Here is a 16,314-nt window from a genome sequence, read left to right as displayed (position 1 = left end):
TCGCCGACTTCGAGCGACATCAGGCAGTCTCCAGCTCCACCCGATTCCGGCCGCTGCTCTTGCTCCGGTACAGTGCCGTATCGGCGCGGCTGACCGCGGAACTCAGATCATCATCGGCCCCAAGTTCACTGACGCCAATACTGATGGTGACGTCCAGCGGGATGCCGGTCATTTCCTTCCAGTCCTTTGCAAGAAATGCCGTGCGGATCCGCTCGGCGCTTGCCCGCGCCTTTTCGGCATCGGTTTCCGGGAGAATCGCCAGAAACTCCTCTCCGCCCCATCGCCCGACGAGATCCTGGGCTCTCAACGCGTCTCGTATGGCATCCGCAACGACAACCAGCACCCTGTCGCCAGCCTCGTGACCATATTGATCGTTGATCGACTTGAAATGGTCGATATCCAGCAGGAGAAAGCCAACCGGATGGCCATTGCGCTGGAACCGGGCCAGCTCGTTTTGCGCGAGGTAGGTCATGTGGCGACGGTTAAAGAGTCCCGTCAGAGGATCGGTCGTCGCCATGTCCCGAAGCTTTTGCTGTGCAGACACCACCATCCGCAGATAGTAGGAGGCCAGATAGCTGAACATGGCGAAAACCACACTCAGGTTAAAGAGGTGAACAATGTGCAGGGCGGATTCGGGAATGGGCTGCAGGGGTTCGATAAACCACATCAGAGCATCCAGCGCCACGTAATAGCCCCAGAGAGCCAAGAGCGCGTAGATCGCCCACCGGCGCCCTGCAGACACACAAATGGCCGGAATGAACATCAGCAGGTAATAGTGGAATCCACTCTCCCAGCCAATCAGGATAATCCCCAGCGCTGCATGGGTGAGAACCTCTGTCCAGATCAGGACGACGGCAACTTTGTTATTGTGGGATTTCAGCGCGTAGTAAGCGCCTGCATACATGGCCACACTGACCACGTTCACCCAAGCCAGAATGGGCGACCCGAGGGCGAGAAACAGGGCAAAGAATGCAACGTCGACCGTCCCGGCAATCTGGGCACATCGCATGGCCAGGCGCCAGAATTGAGGCCTGCGCTGTCGAGCGGGCTCATAAGCCACAGAAAGGTTCAGACTGTCCATAGACTGCAGGATTCCTTGGAAGACAAACAAGATTACTGTGAACTACGTCATGTTGCGAAAAAAAATCTGCAAACAACTGTCAATTCTCAGCGGGAAAGGTGCACAAGAGTCATGACTATCAACCGTGAACGCCTGGCAGTCCTGGCTGCCGAGCGCCATTTTCACCGGGGCAGATACCGAAACCTCGACCCCGTGCCGCGCCATGGCCTTGGGGATTTCCTGCGCTGGCAACTGGCCCCCGGCCGACGTTTTCCGGAGGGCAAACGGTACACGCTGCTGCGTCCGGATGGTCACTTGCTGATGGACCCGCCTGACAAACCGCAACTGACCTGGCTGGGACATGCCTCATTCCTGTTTCAGTATCGGGGCCTGAACGTGCTGACCGACCCCGTGCTGTCGGAGCGCGCCAGCCCCTTCCGGCTGGTCGGGCCGAAACGCTACACGCCGCCTGCACTGACGGTGGCGGACATGCCTCCGATCCATCTGGTACTGATTTCCCACAACCACTACGACCATCTCGACGAACCAACAGTGCGTCAGCTGCACCGGCGTTTCCGGGACAGTCTGTGCTTCTGCGTGCCCATGGGCCTGCGATCCTGGTTCGAAAAACGCGGCATCCACAACCTCGTGGAACTCGACTGGTGGCAATCGACGCCCCTTTCCACCGAGAACGAAGTGTTCTGCCTGCCCACCCAGCATTTCAGCGGACGCACCCCGACCGACACCAATACATCACTCTGGTGCAGCTGGCTGCTGGAGATGGACGGCTTCCGGTTCTATTTCGGCGGAGATACCGGCTATGGAAAGGTGTTTCGTGAGATCGGTGAGCTGTTCGCGCCCATCGATCTGGCACTACTACCGATCGGCGCCTACGACCCACGCTGGTTCATGGCTCCGGTGCACGTGGCACCGGAAGAGTCGGTCAGGATTCACCAGGACATTGGTGCCCGGCAGTCTGTCGCCATGCACTGGGGCACGTTCGTGCTCACCGATGAACCCATGGACGAGCCGCCCCGGCGACTGAAAATGGCGCTGGAGAGGCAAGGCATCAGCGAGTCGGAATTCCGGGTGATGCAGCACGGGGAAGTTTGGTCGCCATCGTGATCAGAGCGGTCTACATTGAGAGAACATTCCCAGAAGAAGAGGTATGTATCATGGCCAACGCTAATCCAGTCATCGTGGCCGCCTGCGACGGCTCAGAGCATTCTTCCCAGGCAGCGAAGATGGCCGCCGAACTTGCGCGTGCCACCGGCCGCCAGCTCAAACTACTCACCGTATTCCCGCACACCAAGCTGGAGAGGATGATTGTCCGCGGTACCTGGTCGTCCGATCTTGACCAGGAAGAACAGGAATACGCCCGCAAGGTGTTCGACACCGCCAAACAAGCCATCGGCGGTGATGCCAGTGTCGCGGAAGAGATTCTGCTGCAGGGTGAGCCTGCTCACAAAATCATTGAATACCTGGAAGCCAACCCGGACACCCATCTGGTGCTGGGCAGGCGCGGTCACTCAGTCGTGGAGCGACTGACCCTGGGCAGTATCAGTGAGAAAGTCGTCAGACATGCGACCGGACCGGTGACCGTCGTCAGCGATTAACCGCGTCCAGGGCTGGGCAAACAGTAACGTCTCAGTGGTGCCCACCGGGCCCATGGGCGTGGCCGTGCGCAATCTCCTCCGGATCCGCGGCGCGGACTTCGATGACCTCGATATCAAAGGTCAGGGTTCTGCCGGCCATGGGGTGGTTTGTGTCGACGTCGGCAAACTTGTGGCCAACCTTGGCCACCAGCACATGTCGAGGGCCCTGTTCGGTCTGCACCTGGGCGATCATCCCCGGCTTCCACCGTTTGGCCCCCATCAAGTGCTTGATCGGCACCCGCTGGATGGCATCGGGCTTGCGCGGGCCATAGCCTTTGTCCGGAGTGATGGTAACACTGAACGTATCGCCCGCATCGCGACCTTCCAGGGCTTCTTCCAGGCCCCGGATCACACCGCCGTGGCCATGCAGGTAGGCGTTCGGCTCGCCACCGCGGGAGGTTTCAACAACGTCGCCCTGTTCATCACGGACACTGTAGTGGAAAAGGACTACCTGATTCTTTTCGATTGGCATAAGGTTCTCTGCGACGATTCGAAGTAAGCCATTATAGCCAGCGGCAGCGTTAACTTCAGTGCCCTCCCCGGGATTTCACCCGATATCAGCTTCTTCCCCGGTTTTTAAGAATTTCACGAAATTTTACGCAGACGAACACTCTAGTTCATAGCACGCTCAACGATGCTCAGCTACCATACCGCGCCGACGTGAACTTTCGTTCATTTTCGGAAATACCCAAAATAATCACATAAGTAAGAAGGAATCTTCTGTGCGAAACGCAAGGATTTTGGCAGTACTGGCCGCTGTACTCTATCTCTCTGGCTGCGCGTCCGGCGCGAAAATGGGCAACATGGTATACGAGGGGCCAGTGAAGGCCTACGACACCGCCCTACAAAGCAACGTGAATGTGGCCAACGTCTCGGGAGGCGAGGACACTAATCCTGCATGGACCTCCGAGATCGACAATGACGCCTTCGCTGGCGCTCTTAAACAAAGCCTGAGGAAACAAGGACTCCTGTCCGGTAGTGGACGATATCAGCTTGAGGCGCTCCTGCTGGAAGTAGACCAACCGATGTTTGGGCTGGACTTTAAAGTTACCACACACGTGAAGTACATCCTGACCGACCGCAAAAATAATGGCGCGGTCGTCCTGAACGAAACCATTGTTGCCCCGTATACCGCCACTGTCGGCGATGCCTTTGTCGCCATCAAGCGCCTGCGACTGGCCAACGAGGGCTCTGGAAAAGCCAATATCCAAAACCTGCTTGAGAAACTCTCGGAATTAAAGATCCAGCCCGGCGACATCTCCCTGAATCAATAATTTCTCTGGAAGACCACTTCAAGACAAGGAAGCATCATGAACTATCCCCTATCTCTCGTTCTGGCCGCTATCGCGCTACTCTCAAGCGGTTGCGCATCAATCGTCTCCGGCACCGACCAGAAACTTACGTTCAACAGTGAGCCCGAAGAAGCAACGGTCACCGTTTCCGGCCGTGTGCTCGGTAAAACGCCACTCACCGTGCCGGTCGACCGCGGTTCCAATCAATCCATCACGTTTGAAAAGGAAGGCTACAAGACCTATACGGCTCAGTTGTCGACCACAACCAACCCATGGTTCTTCGGCAACATTGTATTAGGAGGCCTGCTGGGCTCCACCACAGATGGAGTTTCCGGTGCCATTCATGAATTTTCCCCGGACCAGTACTTTGTCACCCTGAAGCCGGACACCCCATCCGGAATCTCGACTTCCAAGCCACGACAGATCAAGGAAATCATTATCGCGTTCAGCGGAGAGTTTCGTCACCAGCTCGCAAGTGGCGGTGGTGAAAAGGTAGACTCTGTCATTCAGTTACTGGATATCAAAGCCTCGGAGAAAGACACTACGATCCGAGCTCTGAACCAGCTTGCGCTCGCGGAGGACAATGATCTTGAGTTGGCCAAGACCATTATTGAGGTCTACAACGTGCAATAAGGATCATTGCTCCGAAAGAAAAGGCAAAGTCATATGCGTAGGTGACGTCGTCACTCTGCCATATGGCTTTTCGCCACTCGGGAACTCCTCCGCTCTCCGCGACCGTCATTCTCGCTCCGCGTTGAAGGAACGAACCCGATGACCCACGACCTGCCCTACTCCCAGGCCTGCGAGAACAACAAGGCCCCGATCCTTGAGAAGCTACAGGCCATCTTCAATGCACCGGGTACGGTGCTGGAAATAGGAACGCTCACAGGGCAGCACGCCGTGCATTTCGCAAGGGCCATGCCCCACCTGCAGTGGCAACCGAGCGATCACCCGGAGTCTGCTCATTTATGCTGTGCACGGCTGGAACAGGCCGCACTGCCCAACATCCTGCCGGTGGTTGAGCTGGACGTCAGCGATGCCCAATGGCCGGTCGACACTTTCCGATGGGCATTCTCCGCCAATACCACCCATATCATGGCCTGGCACGAGGTCGAACAGATGTTCCATGGCATAGGTGAGCGCCTGCCAGAAGACGGCGCTTTCTGCCTGTACGGCCCGTTCAACAACCAGGGCGAATATTCGAGTGACAGCAACCAGCGTTTTGACCAGCATCTGAGATCCCAGGCAGCCCACATGGGCATCCGGGACCTGGTCGACCTCCAGGCACTGGCGGAATCGGTGGGGATGGCACTTGCGGAAAACCATCCCATGCCCGCCAACAACCAGCTGCTGGTGTTCCGGACAAGCCCCTGAAATTATTGAGGCATCGCGATATAGATCCCGAGCGTCAGTTGCGTTCCTTCAAGACCGAGTAGATGCTGCGGACAGCGGGGACTGATGCGCCCGATTCGATCACGTCCTCCAGTAATTCGAGAACCCGCTTTTCATCATTGCTTCGAAGGCTCGGCCAGAACACATAGGGAATGACATCCGGATTCCGGATATAGAACAGCGCGGCTTCCTCCGGCTTGGCGGTATCGCCCCGAAGGCCGACGGTAAATCGCTGCCCTTCCCTGTCCACCAGGGTAACTACAAGCGTTTTTTCAGACTTCACGTCCCGCACCTCACCCACGGTGACGGGAGCGTCAAGATCAGGAACGGACGTAATGTAATACTGAACACCGAGAAACCCCAGAAGGACGACCAACAGTGTCGCCAGCGCGATTGATTTCATCATGAAAAAGCCTGAATGGATGGTTGGGTATTATTACGCTTCATTCGCCTTCCGATAGTTGCCCCGATAATCAAACATCCGCTCCTGCACCTGCCAGTAATGCTTTTGCTTGCGGGCAATCACGAAATCCGGTGCCGGCAACAAGGCCTGCAACTCCAGCACCTCATCCGCCTTGTTGAAGGTTTTCGGGGCCTGGCCACTGGCGAAACGACGCCCGAACAATTTGCTGAATACGGTGCGCTGTGCCGGCTTGCTGAAATCAAACGACTCGCGGAGTTCTTCCCCGTCTTCACCGTGATAGGTGATCTTCAGTTTGCTGCCATCCACACCCAACGAGATCCCGGCGCAACGGATCACCATGGCATCCTTGAGCTTCAGCGCGTCCCGTAACTGATCGTCCGGATCGATGATGGCGTTGTGGCACTGGCCGCAGTTGCGAGCCGCTATATCGTTCTCGCCGCCGCAGTGCGGGCATTCCTTGAACCGGAAACGGTAATCGCACTGTTGGGCGCGCGCTGCCTCTCCTTCGACAGGCTCCAGCAACCCCTGGCACCGACGCCCGTAGTGCTCGATTACCCGGCCGTCGCTGTCCGTCTTGCCCCAGAAGATATTGGCAAAGCCACAGCCCGGGCAGAACACCTGCACCGGCTCACTGTCCGGATTCGGTTTCGGCTCGCCCACCTCCGGATGATGCAGGTTCACGTGATTGCCCGCGTAATCGATCACCAGGCAATCCTGCTTGCCCTCGTCCAACCGAAGCCCGCGGCCCACAATCTGCTGATACAGGCTGACCGACTGGGTGGGCCGGAGAATGGCGATAAAGTCTACATGGGGTGCATCAAAGCCGGTGGTGAGCACGGACACATTCACCAGATACTTCAATTGCCGCTGTTTGAAGCGCTGGATCAGCGACGCCCGCTCCCTCAGATCGGTCGCGCCGGTCACCAGGGCAGTCTCGTGTTCCGGCAGATAGCCGGTGATCTCCCGCGCATGATCCACCGTGGCCGCAAAGATCATTACGCCCTGGCGCTCGGCCGCCAGCTCCATCACCTGCTCAATGATGGCCCGGGTGACCCGCTTATGCTTGCCCAGCAGCTCGTTGACGTCCCTCTCGGCGTATTCGCCAAAACGATCCCTAGGCAACGCGGAGAAATCGTATTGCGCCACCGCCGCGTTCACCAGCTCGGGCTTGGTGAGGTAGCCCCGATTGATCATGTAGCTCAGGGGCAGTTCGTAGATGCAATGCTGAAAAGGCTTGTCCTGCTGTTCATCACCACCGCGAACAAAACCCCGGTAGTGATAGCGATAGATCCAGCCCATGGCCAGACGGTAGGGTGTGGCGGTGAGCCCGAGCACTTTCAGGGACTCGTTCTGTTGCCGCAGCAGTTCGATGATCCGTTGATACTGACTGGTTTCCTCACCGCTGACCCGATGGCACTCATCGATGATCACCAGCGAGTATTCATCCCGGAACTGATCCAGATTCGCGGCTACGGACTGCACGCTGGCGAAAGTCACCTGATGCCGGTTCTCCTTTCGCTTCAGTCCGGCGGAGAAAATACCGCCTTCCAGCCCATAGCTCTCGTACTTGGCGTGATTCTGCTCCACCAGCTCTTTCACGTGGGTCAGCACCAGAATCCTGCGGCGGGCAAGGCGGGCCAGCTCGGCAATCACCAGACTCTTGCCCGCGCCGGTTGGCAGCACGATGACGGCCGACTCGTCGGACTTCCTGAAGTGGTTCAGCGTGGCGTCCACCGCTTCCTGCTGGTAGGGCCGCAGCTTGAAAGGAGCATTCATGTTCCAGGGCTTGATCTCTTGCGGGATGAAGAGGCGGAGATACTAGCAAATGTGGCTGAAACCTTCTCAATGCTCGCGACATTCCATCAACCTATAGATCGTGCAGCTCCGCGTTTAGCGTTACAGTAGCTGCAGACTCGAGCCACTGGCCAGATTTAACCGAACAAAAAAAGGAGCATGCAATGTCGTTTGATTTCAACGGCCGGCGCGTCATCGTCGCTGGCGGCAGCAAGGGGATTGGCCGGGCCATCGCGTTGGGGTTTGCCCGGGCCGGGGCCATGGTTTCCGTATGCGCACGCGGGCAGGCGTCCCTGGACGCACTGGCACAAGAAGGTGCAGGCGAGGGGCTGACCCTGCATGTGGCCCCCTGTGATATCGGCGACAAGGCCTCGCTGGAAACCTACCTGCAGAACGCCATGAGCGAGCTGGGAGGCCTGGACGTGCTGGTCAACTGCGCCTCGGCGTTTGGGCGTGAGGACAACGAAGAAGGCTGGCTGAGCAGCGTTGAGGTGGACCTGATGGGCACGGTTCGCGCCGGCCACACCTGCCTGTCAGCGCTGAAGGAAAGCGGGGGCACGATCATCAACATTGCCTCCATCGCCGCCCTGCATGCCTCGACACGCACCGCTCCCTACGCGGCCATCAAGGCCGCCGTCGCCCACTATACCGGCAGTCTGGCGGCGTCCATGGCCCCGCATAAAGTCCGTGTTAACGGCATCGCCCCGGGCTCGATCGAGTTTCCGGGCGGCGTCTGGGACCAGGCCCGTCAGCACAACCCGGATCTTTACGAGACTATCCGTAGTGGGATTCCCTTCGGGCGCCTGGGCACGCCGGAGGAAGTCGCCGACGTGGCGTTGTTCCTGGCCTCCGATCTGGCCCGGTGGATCACCGGCCAGACGCTGGTGGTGGATGGCGGCCAGGTTCTGTCCTGAGCCATGGCACACCCCAAACGCGTCTACCTCGCCGGCCCGGAAGCCTTCTTCCCGGCCGGTGAACACCAGGCCATCGTGGCCGAGAAAAAACGCCTGCTCCGGGAAGCCGGGTTTGAAGGCGTCGACCCGCTGGATACGGCGCTTGAGTTTCCAGTGGACCTGCCCAGACCAGAACGTGGCCACCGGATCTACCAGGCCAACCGCGAACTGATGGACAGTTGCCACGCGATCATCGCCAACCTCACCCCCTTTCGCGGTATCAGCGCCGACCCCGGCACCGTCTTCGAAATCGGCTACATGATCGGCCAGGGCAAGACTGCCTTCGGGTTCACCCTGGACAGCCGGCCCTATCGGAAACGCGCCGGCGAAACCGATCTGGATGAACTGGGCCACGCCATCGAACACTTCGAGATGAGCGACAACCTGATGATCGAAGGCGGCATCCGCGAATCCGGTGGGCAGATATTCGTGGCCAAGGGACTCGGCGAACACCGGTTTTTCTCGGCGGAGCTGTTCCGCCTCTGTGTGCGAGCGCTTGCCAATGCCTGAATCAACTCCTCTTCAAACCCTGCTGGACAAACTTCCCCAATGCGGGCGCGTGGAATGGCTCGGAATCCGCCCGGCGCGGGGTGAACCGATGCAGACGCTCGAGAAGGTGACCGTCACCCCGGGCAAAGGCCTGGAAGGTGATCGGTTCAAGGGCCGCGACACCAGCAAACGACAGGTGACCCTGATCCAGCAAGAACACCTGCACGCCATTGCCTCCTGCCTGGGCCGGAACGCCAAAGAACCTGACGTTTTCCGGCGCAACATCGTCGTCTCCGGCCTGAACCTGCTGGCCCTGAAAGGCAAACGATTCCGGATTGGTGGTGTGGTACTGGAATACACGGGCCTGTGCCACCCCTGCAGCAAGATGGAGACCGCACTTGGGCCAGGTGGATACAACGCCATGCGGGGGCATGGCGGCATTACGACGCGAGTGGTTGAAGGGGGTGAGCTGGCTCTTGGTGATACGGTTCAGGCTTTGTTGTGAGCCAGGAGATCCGGCAAGCGCAGTAGGTTCGTCGTTTCGCCGACCACCCTTGTCGTGAACTACCCCTGCGCTGTATCTTCAGTTTCCTTGCCCAGGAAGGGCCATGTTTACAGGGAATGGAAAAATGGAATCTGATCAACGCGAACATATATCCGCAGTCATAAACTATTTCTGGGGCGATGGAACGACCTCACCTGAATCCGTCAACCAAGGTATGGCTACCATCGCCTACGAGGCACTGGAAGAGGCTCAAAGCTGCTCAGCAGCAATGGATTTAGTCCCTCGTCCCGTCTCAGGCCGTCCAGGCGGCAAATACATCATTAAACAAGTCGCAAAGATTGGAAAACGGATTGCCTCTGGCGACACGCAGATATACGAAACCTGCCGAAACCGTGTTGCGATCAATTTTCGAACCCAAATGGAAATGGCAAAACAAGGATTGTGATATGAAGAAACCCGCTCTTTTAATGGCTTTAGCCTTTATCTCTCTCTCCGCATGTGCTCAGACAGCTCAAAACATCACAGCCGCCTATGCTGGCATGAAGTTTCGGGTACCTGGCTCCCCCCTCATCGTCGGGTCGATTGGTGCAAACAACGACATTCTTTTAATTAAATATTCAGATGCCATCGGCAAGAGATACATCAGTTTCAGCACCGAAAACACACTCGAAACGGGTGGCTGCGGGCGGGCTGAGTTTTTCGAGGCTACGCTATCGGAGAAAGAAATCTACGGTTGTGATCAGGCCAGCATCGAGTCGTTCAGAAGCGTGTTTGTTCAAGGTGCCGACGCGGGCACCTGGAAAATCGCGAATAGAGTGTATTACTACTTTATGTCGGCGCAGGATTCTTCGTTCGTCTTCTTTCAGTCGAAGGACGGCAACCTGATTAAACTCGAATCTGACTTTCTTGATTCCGATGGTTTCCGACAAATGGTAGCTGGTAGTTAATACGACGCAGTAAACGGGACGGACAATAGGCCTGTCCCGTTTTCAGTAAATCACTCCCGCTTTCACGCCGCCCGCGGAGAGCCGCTATTCCCATCGGACTCCAGGGTCCATGTGATTCCCAATACCCGACCGGCTTTTACAAGCGTGGTAATTGTCACACCAGTATCCTTCTCATCAAGCAGACGGTTAACCACAGTCCGGCTGGTGTGCATTCGTTTCGCCAACTGCGTTTTGTTCACGCCGCTGTGTTTCATCGCCTGCTGAACTTGCCAGACGATCACACGCTTCAGGGCCTCCGCTTCTGCCTGCTCCAACGTGCCGTCAGATTCCAGCAGATCATCGAGAGAGCTGCCGATGTGTCTATGCTGTGTCATTGTCTTTGCTCCCCGATCAGACAAGATCTTTCTTTCGATCTCTTGCCTTCTTCAATTCTTGATCCGGTGTCTTTTGCGTCTTCTTGATAAAGCCATTCAGCAAGACCATGTCGCCGCAAAACATAGTAAAAATTACCCGTGCAATCCGACCGTCCGGGAGATCGCTTCGAACTTCCCATAGGTCTGAATTGGCTTTCCCAGAAAAGCCCCTGACCAGAGGCATGCCCAAAGGCCAACCGTATTCCACAGTTTTCAGATCTTTCCCAACCAGCGATCGATCATCCTTGCTGAGACTAAGAAGCCACTCCTTCACCGGCTCGCGGCCATTGGCCGTTCGATAAAATACGACTCGTACGATCTTCCTTGTCATGCAATCCCTTCCTTGAAGCCTGAAGTGTACCTAAATAGGTACATCACGACAATCTGTCTACGAGGATTGGAAAAACGGGCAGGGATCTAATTGGCGCCCTCATCTACCAGATAAGCGGCCGCAACGACTTCGACAAATCAAAGCCCAATTGTTGCCGCCAACTCATCGCCTCCGGAGCCACCAGCAGCCACCCCAGAGCGCCCAGGTTTGTTAGAACCGCCAGCCAGAAAACGAACCGATAGCTACCCTTCCGAGTCTTGTGCCGGAACGCCTGCTGAGCGAGAAGCGCGCCGGGCCAGCCACAGCAAACCTCAAACAGGTGCAGCGTGTTCTCAGCGATGCGTTGGGCACCCCGCTGCGCCGCCCGCTTATCAATCCAGTACATCACGAACAAGACCACACTCACCCCAACATAGGCCGCCGGGATCGAAACCGGCATATAGCCCTGCTGGAACAAGCCGGCCAGAATGGTGAAAAACACCAACACAACAACTGCGGTGGACCAGAAACCCGGAGCCACACTGGCACCAACCTTCGCCGCGCCCACATATTGGAACTGCCCTGCCCTCGGCCGACCCTGGCTGTCTTTCGTCAGGCTGTAGGTCACCTTGCGACTGGCAACCGGCCGGCCCCGGCCCGTATAACCGCTGATATGGGCAAACACCCGTTCACCACCGCCCTCCGGAGTAATGAAACCAAACCCTTTGGCGTCATTCCATGTGGCTAGAGTCCCTTTCTGATTCAATGCACTTCCCCTGTTCTGCGAGTTCAAGCAGAAAATTATATCTGCCTATATCGCCGTTTGCCCAAGCGTGCTAAAAGGTGTCTCCCAGCAGTTACCCGGGCATTCGCCCCATCAGGATGTCAGCATGTCAGATAAATTTTTCTACAAGGGCCGGCAGGATGCACGGCAGCATCACACCGCTTACGGCGGCTTCCAGACCAATGCCAGCAAAAAGAGTGGCAGCAGGAAGTATCCGCTGACTCTGGTGGTTACCAGTGAAGCACGCAAGCAGGAGGTTGAGGCTCAGGTGGCCCAGGCGAAACTGCACGCGAACATTTCGGTGGATACCCGCGAGGGCGCGGTTGAATCCATCAACGAGCTCACCGCTCTCCTGAACAAGGGAGGGACAGTCACCACGGCAAAATCGCCCTCCCGCAACGACGTCTGCCCTTGCGGCAGTGGCACCAAATTCAAGAAATGCTGCGGCTGAGGACAGCCGGGGTATAGAGGGAAATGGCTATGATGGTTTGCGGAGTTGAGCTCACTGGCAGCGATGCGGTGGTGTGTTTTCTGAATAGGGACATGGGGCAGTTCAACCTGCCGGAGTGCAAGGTGCGCAAACTGTCACTGCCGAAAAATCATAGCCGTGACGATCTGAAGCGGTTCCAGGCGGCCTTTGCGGACTTGATGGCCGAGTACGGGGTCACCCGTGTCGCGATCAAAGAGCGGATGCCAAAAGGCAAATTTGCCGGCGGCGCCATCAGCTTCAAAATGGAAGCGGCCATTCAACTGATCACCGGCACTGAATTGACGGTGACCCTGCTGCCCCCGGCGCTGATCAAGTCCACCCTGGCATCCAACCCGCTGCCCATTGCGTTTGCCGAGACGGGGTTGAAGGCGTTTCAGGAAACCGCCTTCATCGCCGCCTATGTCGGGCAGTTTCAGGGTGATGCTGCTCCTTAAAGGCCTTATACCGATCGCACGGGTTCCACCTCGTTACTGCGCTCACATCATGAGCTGGTAAGGCCGCTCCAGGGCCGAGCGTACCTCACCCATGGAAAACACCCTTACAAATTCCGCGAATCGCTGCCCATCAAACCACAACTGGACCACCGGCAGAGAAAAGATACCGCGAGCCGCACACACCGGCGTGGCAGCTTCCTGGCAATCAATGTAGGCCGTCACCAGTTTCGGGAACTCGTCGTTCGCGAGCTTTTCCAGTTGCGGCTTGATGGCCTGGCAAACGCCGCAGTGCGGCCCACCGAAGAGCACCAGAACCGACGGGTTTGCCTCAAGCAGTTCCGACAAGGCCTCTTCCGAGCAAATGTTGATCATCGTTACATCCTGATGGGTAGGATTGTTGACCGAGAGCTCCCTACATTTCGCTCATCAGCCACTCTTTGAAGGCTTTCATTCCGACGGTCAGCGGACGTTGCTTGCGGTAGACCAGATAGAAGGCCCGATTCGTATCCAACTGGATGTCGAAAGGCACCACCAACTTCCCCGATTTAATCTCACGGGACGTCAGGGTGCTATCAGCCAGCGCTACTCCCAGGCCCTCCTGGGCCGCCGCCGTGGCGAGTTGCCCGCTGGACATCTGCAGGCTGCCCCGGGCGGATATAAAATCCACGCCTGATTGTTGCAGCCAGTTCTCCCACTCCCACTTCCGTTTGCTGACATAGATCAGAGTGTGTTTGGCCAGGTCTTCAGGCTTTTCCAGCGGCAACTCACCGTCCAGTAACTGTGGGCTACACACCGGAACCAGCATAACTTTGCGCAGGAAATGCACTTCAATATCGTCCCATTCACCATTCCCGAAATAGACCGCCATATCGGTACTGGTGCGGTCGAAATCCAGCAGTCCCATGGACGCGTTAATTTCCAGCTCAATATCCGGGTACAGGGCCTGGAATCGAGCCATGCGTGGCATCAGCCAACGGGTCAGGAAATTGGGGGCAACACTGATCTTGACCACGTTGGATTCCTGGTTCGCGGTCAGTCGTTGGGTGGCCATTTCAATCTCATCGAACGCATGCCTGACAGATGAGAGGTATTGCTCGCCTTCAGCGGTCAACGTCACCGTTCGCCTGCTTCGATCAAACAGTGAAAGCCCTAAATATTCTTCAAGTGTCTTCACCTGATGACTGACCGCGGATGACGTCACGAAAAGTTCCTTGCCGGCTGCGGCAAAGCTGCGGTGTCTTGCGGCTGATTCAAATACCCGAAGCGCATTCAGGGGTGGCATGTGGCGCATGACCTGGCTCGACTGGTGAGATTAATTCATCAGTCTGATGAGAAAGGATCGCTTTTTCAAGAGGCTCGCACTCATTACCATAAGCCTTGTAAAAGATACTCACTTATCGAACCAGGACACAGCACCATGGATTATCAAGCACCGAAACTGAATGAACACGGCACTATCGACATTGCTTACTACAAAAAGCTAGCGGCGCAGGAACGAAGCGAGCACATCGCGCAGATGGCAGTGTCACTCAAAGCCAAAATCAAGTCCCTCTTCCACGTGAAGCTGCCGAAACTTTCCACGAGCCATTGATTTGAGGAGACCGGGACGGATCTATTTTTCCGTTTTCCAGCTCTTCTCAGAATCCTTCAAAGGCGACCCGGACCTATAAGGCACCTTCCCTGCGGGCGTATATCTGGCAGCGGGCTCCAGATGCACATCCTGATCATCGAAGAAGATGTGCGCTTTGAACGCCTTGATGATTTTCGATTTATCCAGCCCGCCCAGGAAAAAAATCTCATCCACATACACCCCCCAATGCCGCAGGGTTTTGATTACCCGCATCTCAGCCGGGCTGTTTCTTGCGGTGATGATGGCCACACGTACGGGTGAAAAGTCGACCTTGTGAGGAAGCCGATCCTGCAAACGCGACAACTTCCGAAGCAGCGTTGCATAAGGCCCGTCGTTCAGGGGATTGTCCTGCTCTCTATCCTCAGTCGAATGAAATCCTTTCAGGCCCTCGGCCTTGAACACAATTTCACTCTCATCGCTGAACAGCACCGCATCGCCATCGAAGGCGATTCGCACCTGGCCATCGGGAATGGTTTCCATATTGGCGGGCGGTTCCTTCACCAGCGCCACGGCGCAGCTATCGCTATCAATCACCCGCTGCGCATCTTTGGTGTTAGTGGTCAGGAACAGATCCACATCGTAAGCGTCCAGATAGTCCACCACGGACTCACCACCGGTGAACGCAGATCGTGTGATATCAAGGCCGTACTCGCGAATGTTATGAAACACTCGCACCCCGGTTTCGGGGCTGTTGCGGGACATCACCACCACTTCCACCAGAGGAGCCTTGTCGCCGGACTGAAACTGGTTCAGAGAGAGAAGGGCCTTCACCAGGTAGAACCCTGTGCCAGGCTTTAGCCCATCTGACTCACGGGCCGCCATGTATTCACGGTACTCTTCGATGGCCTCTTCACGATTGGATTCAAACTTGCTGCGAAATACCGAATCCGCCTCGCTCAAGTCGAACAATGCCGTTGCTGTGATGCCAACCACCAGGGTATCCGATAAATCGTAGGCCATGGGCAGTCCTTACAGGTGTTATCAGCTGTGCGCGATCTTTGGTGACAGTAAAGCTGTCACGGTTTCCTCACCCAATCAGATAGGGGCCACCCCAAAGAGCCACTGGTGCGCCCAGAGTACCATGACGACATACAAAGCCAGACCGCCCACAACAGCAATGGCATCGTTTGCCTTGCTGGCCGGCAGTGTCGGAATCTGGCGCTGGCTTCTGCGCTTCATGGAAATCCTGTCGACCACGGCCCATGCCAGGAACGCGCCGAACAACAGCAGGTCTTGCAGCATGCCGTTGACCAACAGGTGAGCAACCGCCCAGAGCTTGACCGCCACCAGCGTTGGATGCCCGAGCCTGGCCTTGATCCTGCCCGGAAAATAGGTAGCGAGCAGCAACGGAAAAACCGGCACCAGCAAAAGCATGGCCAGATGCCTGAGCCAACCCGGCGACGTATAGATCACGGTGGGATCCATACGGGCGGCTTCGTAGCCCCAGATAATCAACAAAAGTCCCGCCAGGGAGACCAGAGAATACAGCCCCTTGAAGACCCACTCCCCCATGGCTGCGTTCAGGCGATCACGCAGTGGCTCGTTAACAATAGAAAGCGAATGGACGCCGAGAAACAGAATCAGACCAGCGATCAGTGTGGTCATTTGCCAGAACTCCCTGTTACCTGATTGATCGGGCCGCGACCCGACGAAGAAAGACGGTTGTGCAAAAGCACACTGTGCCAAAGGAGTGCCCCCATCTGAATACCGGGACAGATTTATTTTCCGGACGGATCGACGAA

At 56.8% G+C, this 16,314-nt stretch carries 24 protein-coding genes; 13 read left to right on the top strand and 11 right to left on the bottom strand.

The genetic code is table 11. The annotated features are described in order from the left end of the window. Window positions 1–19: 19 nt before the first annotated feature. Window positions 20–1,081, bottom strand: coding sequence for a GGDEF domain-containing protein (locus MLD04_RS01320; RefSeq protein ID WP_248154005.1), 1,062 nt, complete (start codon window positions 1,079–1,081; stop codon window positions 20–22). A 111-nt stretch (window positions 1,082–1,192) separates the two neighbouring features. Here MLD04_RS01320 and MLD04_RS01315 point away from each other — a divergent pair, with 111 nt between their 5' ends. Both MLD04_RS01315 and MLD04_RS01310 read left to right on the top strand, forming a co-directional pair. Continuing rightward, window positions 1,193–2,185, top strand: coding sequence for an MBL fold metallo-hydrolase (locus MLD04_RS01315; protein WP_248154003.1), 993 nt, complete (start codon window positions 1,193–1,195; stop codon window positions 2,183–2,185). Window positions 2,186–2,235: 50 nt separating this feature from the next. After that, window positions 2,236–2,676 carry a universal stress protein gene (locus MLD04_RS01310; protein WP_248154001.1) on the top strand — a complete coding sequence of 147 codons (441 nt, stop codon included), beginning with the start codon at window positions 2,236–2,238 and terminating at the stop codon, window positions 2,674–2,676. Between the two features lie 31 nt (window positions 2,677–2,707). Here MLD04_RS01310 and MLD04_RS01305 read toward each other — a convergent pair whose 3' ends face one another. After that, complete coding sequence (locus MLD04_RS01305) at window positions 2,708–3,187, bottom strand: FKBP-type peptidyl-prolyl cis-trans isomerase (RefSeq protein ID WP_248153999.1); 480 nt, start codon at window positions 3,185–3,187, stop codon at window positions 2,708–2,710. Between the two features lie 250 nt (window positions 3,188–3,437). Here MLD04_RS01305 and MLD04_RS01300 point away from each other — a divergent pair, with 250 nt between their 5' ends. From MLD04_RS01300 to MLD04_RS01290, 3 genes are all read left to right on the top strand, one after another. Continuing rightward, window positions 3,438–3,989, top strand: coding sequence for a hypothetical protein (locus MLD04_RS01300; RefSeq protein ID WP_248153997.1), 552 nt, complete (start codon window positions 3,438–3,440; stop codon window positions 3,987–3,989). 36 nt (window positions 3,990–4,025) lie between these two features. Further along, a complete protein-coding gene (locus tag MLD04_RS01295) occupies window positions 4,026–4,640 on the top strand; it encodes a PEGA domain-containing protein (RefSeq protein ID WP_248153995.1) in 615 nt (204 codons plus the stop codon). A 138-nt stretch (window positions 4,641–4,778) separates the two neighbouring features. Next, window positions 4,779–5,381, top strand: coding sequence for a DUF938 domain-containing protein (locus MLD04_RS01290; RefSeq protein ID WP_248153993.1), 603 nt, complete (start codon window positions 4,779–4,781; stop codon window positions 5,379–5,381). Between the two features lie 34 nt (window positions 5,382–5,415). On the opposite strand, the gene MLD04_RS01285 is transcribed toward MLD04_RS01290, so the two are convergent. Next, entirely contained in the window at window positions 5,416–5,805 is a 390-nt protein-coding gene (locus tag MLD04_RS01285; protein WP_248153991.1) for a hypothetical protein, read from the bottom strand. Between the two features lie 30 nt (window positions 5,806–5,835). Beyond that, on the bottom strand, window positions 5,836–7,599 hold the full coding sequence (radD, locus tag MLD04_RS01280; RefSeq protein ID WP_248153989.1) for a DNA repair helicase RadD: 1,764 nt from the start codon (window positions 7,597–7,599) through the stop codon (window positions 5,836–5,838). Window positions 7,600–7,781: 182 nt separating this feature from the next. On the opposite strand from radD, the gene MLD04_RS01275 reads away from it, so the two are divergent. From MLD04_RS01275 to MLD04_RS01255, 5 genes are all read left to right on the top strand, one after another. Continuing rightward, the gene (locus MLD04_RS01275) at window positions 7,782–8,531 is read left to right on the top strand and encodes an SDR family NAD(P)-dependent oxidoreductase (RefSeq protein ID WP_248153987.1); all 750 of its coding nucleotides are present in this window, start codon (window positions 7,782–7,784) and stop codon (window positions 8,529–8,531) included. A 3-nt stretch (window positions 8,532–8,534) separates the two neighbouring features. After that, complete coding sequence (locus tag MLD04_RS01270; protein WP_248153985.1) at window positions 8,535–9,080, top strand: nucleoside 2-deoxyribosyltransferase; 546 nt, start codon at window positions 8,535–8,537, stop codon at window positions 9,078–9,080. Further along, window positions 9,073–9,564: an MOSC domain-containing protein gene (locus MLD04_RS01265; RefSeq protein ID WP_248153983.1), complete on the top strand. Its 492-nt coding sequence runs from the start codon at window positions 9,073–9,075 to the stop codon at window positions 9,562–9,564. The genes MLD04_RS01270 and MLD04_RS01265 overlap by 8 nt, the downstream gene beginning before the upstream one ends. A gap of 124 nt (window positions 9,565–9,688) precedes the next feature. Continuing rightward, window positions 9,689–10,009 (top strand): hypothetical protein, encoded by a 321-nt coding sequence (locus MLD04_RS01260; RefSeq protein WP_248153981.1) that lies wholly within the window; start codon window positions 9,689–9,691, stop codon window positions 10,007–10,009. Window position 10,010: 1 nt separating this feature from the next. Continuing rightward, window positions 10,011–10,511: a hypothetical protein gene (locus MLD04_RS01255; RefSeq protein ID WP_248153979.1), complete on the top strand. Its 501-nt coding sequence runs from the start codon at window positions 10,011–10,013 to the stop codon at window positions 10,509–10,511. Between the two features lie 62 nt (window positions 10,512–10,573). Here the strand turns inward: MLD04_RS01255 and MLD04_RS01250 are convergent, their stop codons facing one another. The 3 genes from MLD04_RS01250 to MLD04_RS01240 all read right to left on the bottom strand — a co-directional run bounded on the left by MLD04_RS01250 (window position 10,574) and on the right by MLD04_RS01240 (window position 12,000). After that, entirely contained in the window at window positions 10,574–10,885 is a 312-nt protein-coding gene (locus tag MLD04_RS01250) for a helix-turn-helix domain-containing protein (RefSeq protein ID WP_248153977.1), read from the bottom strand. A 16-nt stretch (window positions 10,886–10,901) separates the two neighbouring features. Next, a complete protein-coding gene (locus tag MLD04_RS01245; protein ID WP_248153974.1) occupies window positions 10,902–11,255 on the bottom strand; it encodes a type II toxin-antitoxin system RelE/ParE family toxin in 354 nt (117 codons plus the stop codon). 103 nt (window positions 11,256–11,358) lie between these two features. Next, window positions 11,359–12,000, bottom strand: a complete 642-nt coding sequence (locus MLD04_RS01240) for a DUF1294 domain-containing protein (RefSeq protein ID WP_248153972.1) — start codon at window positions 11,998–12,000, stop codon at window positions 11,359–11,361. Window positions 12,001–12,124: 124 nt separating this feature from the next. Here MLD04_RS01240 and MLD04_RS01235 point away from each other — a divergent pair, with 124 nt between their 5' ends. Together MLD04_RS01235 and MLD04_RS01230 are read left to right on the top strand one after the other, a co-directional pair. Beyond that, window positions 12,125–12,469, top strand: coding sequence for a PBPRA1643 family SWIM/SEC-C metal-binding motif protein (locus MLD04_RS01235; RefSeq protein ID WP_248153970.1), 345 nt, complete (start codon window positions 12,125–12,127; stop codon window positions 12,467–12,469). A gap of 29 nt (window positions 12,470–12,498) precedes the next feature. Next, window positions 12,499–12,942 (top strand): DUF3010 family protein, encoded by a 444-nt coding sequence (locus tag MLD04_RS01230; protein WP_248153967.1) that lies wholly within the window; start codon window positions 12,499–12,501, stop codon window positions 12,940–12,942. 42 nt (window positions 12,943–12,984) lie between these two features. Here MLD04_RS01230 and MLD04_RS01225 read toward each other — a convergent pair whose 3' ends face one another. Continuing rightward, window positions 12,985–13,314, bottom strand: coding sequence for a thioredoxin family protein (locus tag MLD04_RS01225; protein ID WP_248153964.1), 330 nt, complete (start codon window positions 13,312–13,314; stop codon window positions 12,985–12,987). A 40-nt stretch (window positions 13,315–13,354) separates the two neighbouring features. Further along, window positions 13,355–14,224 (bottom strand): transcriptional regulator GcvA, encoded by an 870-nt coding sequence (gcvA, locus tag MLD04_RS01220; RefSeq protein ID WP_248153961.1) that lies wholly within the window; start codon window positions 14,222–14,224, stop codon window positions 13,355–13,357. 135 nt (window positions 14,225–14,359) lie between these two features. Here gcvA and MLD04_RS01215 point away from each other — a divergent pair, with 135 nt between their 5' ends. Continuing rightward, on the top strand, window positions 14,360–14,533 hold the full coding sequence (locus MLD04_RS01215) for an RSP_7527 family protein (RefSeq protein WP_248153959.1): 174 nt from the start codon (window positions 14,360–14,362) through the stop codon (window positions 14,531–14,533). 21 nt (window positions 14,534–14,554) lie between these two features. Here MLD04_RS01215 and MLD04_RS01210 read toward each other — a convergent pair whose 3' ends face one another. Together MLD04_RS01210 and MLD04_RS01205 are read right to left on the bottom strand one after the other, a co-directional pair. Then, window positions 14,555–15,532 carry a 5'-nucleotidase gene (locus tag MLD04_RS01210; RefSeq protein WP_248153956.1) on the bottom strand — a complete coding sequence of 326 codons (978 nt, stop codon included), beginning with the start codon at window positions 15,530–15,532 and terminating at the stop codon, window positions 14,555–14,557. A 75-nt stretch (window positions 15,533–15,607) separates the two neighbouring features. Continuing rightward, complete coding sequence (locus MLD04_RS01205) at window positions 15,608–16,177, bottom strand: NnrU family protein (protein WP_248153953.1); 570 nt, start codon at window positions 16,175–16,177, stop codon at window positions 15,608–15,610. Window positions 16,178–16,314: the final 137 nt, after the last annotated feature.

It is taken from the genome of Marinobacter koreensis (genome assembly GCF_023156285.1).
Lineage (GTDB): Bacteria > Pseudomonadota > Gammaproteobacteria > Pseudomonadales > Oleiphilaceae > Marinobacter > Marinobacter koreensis.
This window is presented reverse-complemented; position numbering and strand designations above follow the sequence as displayed.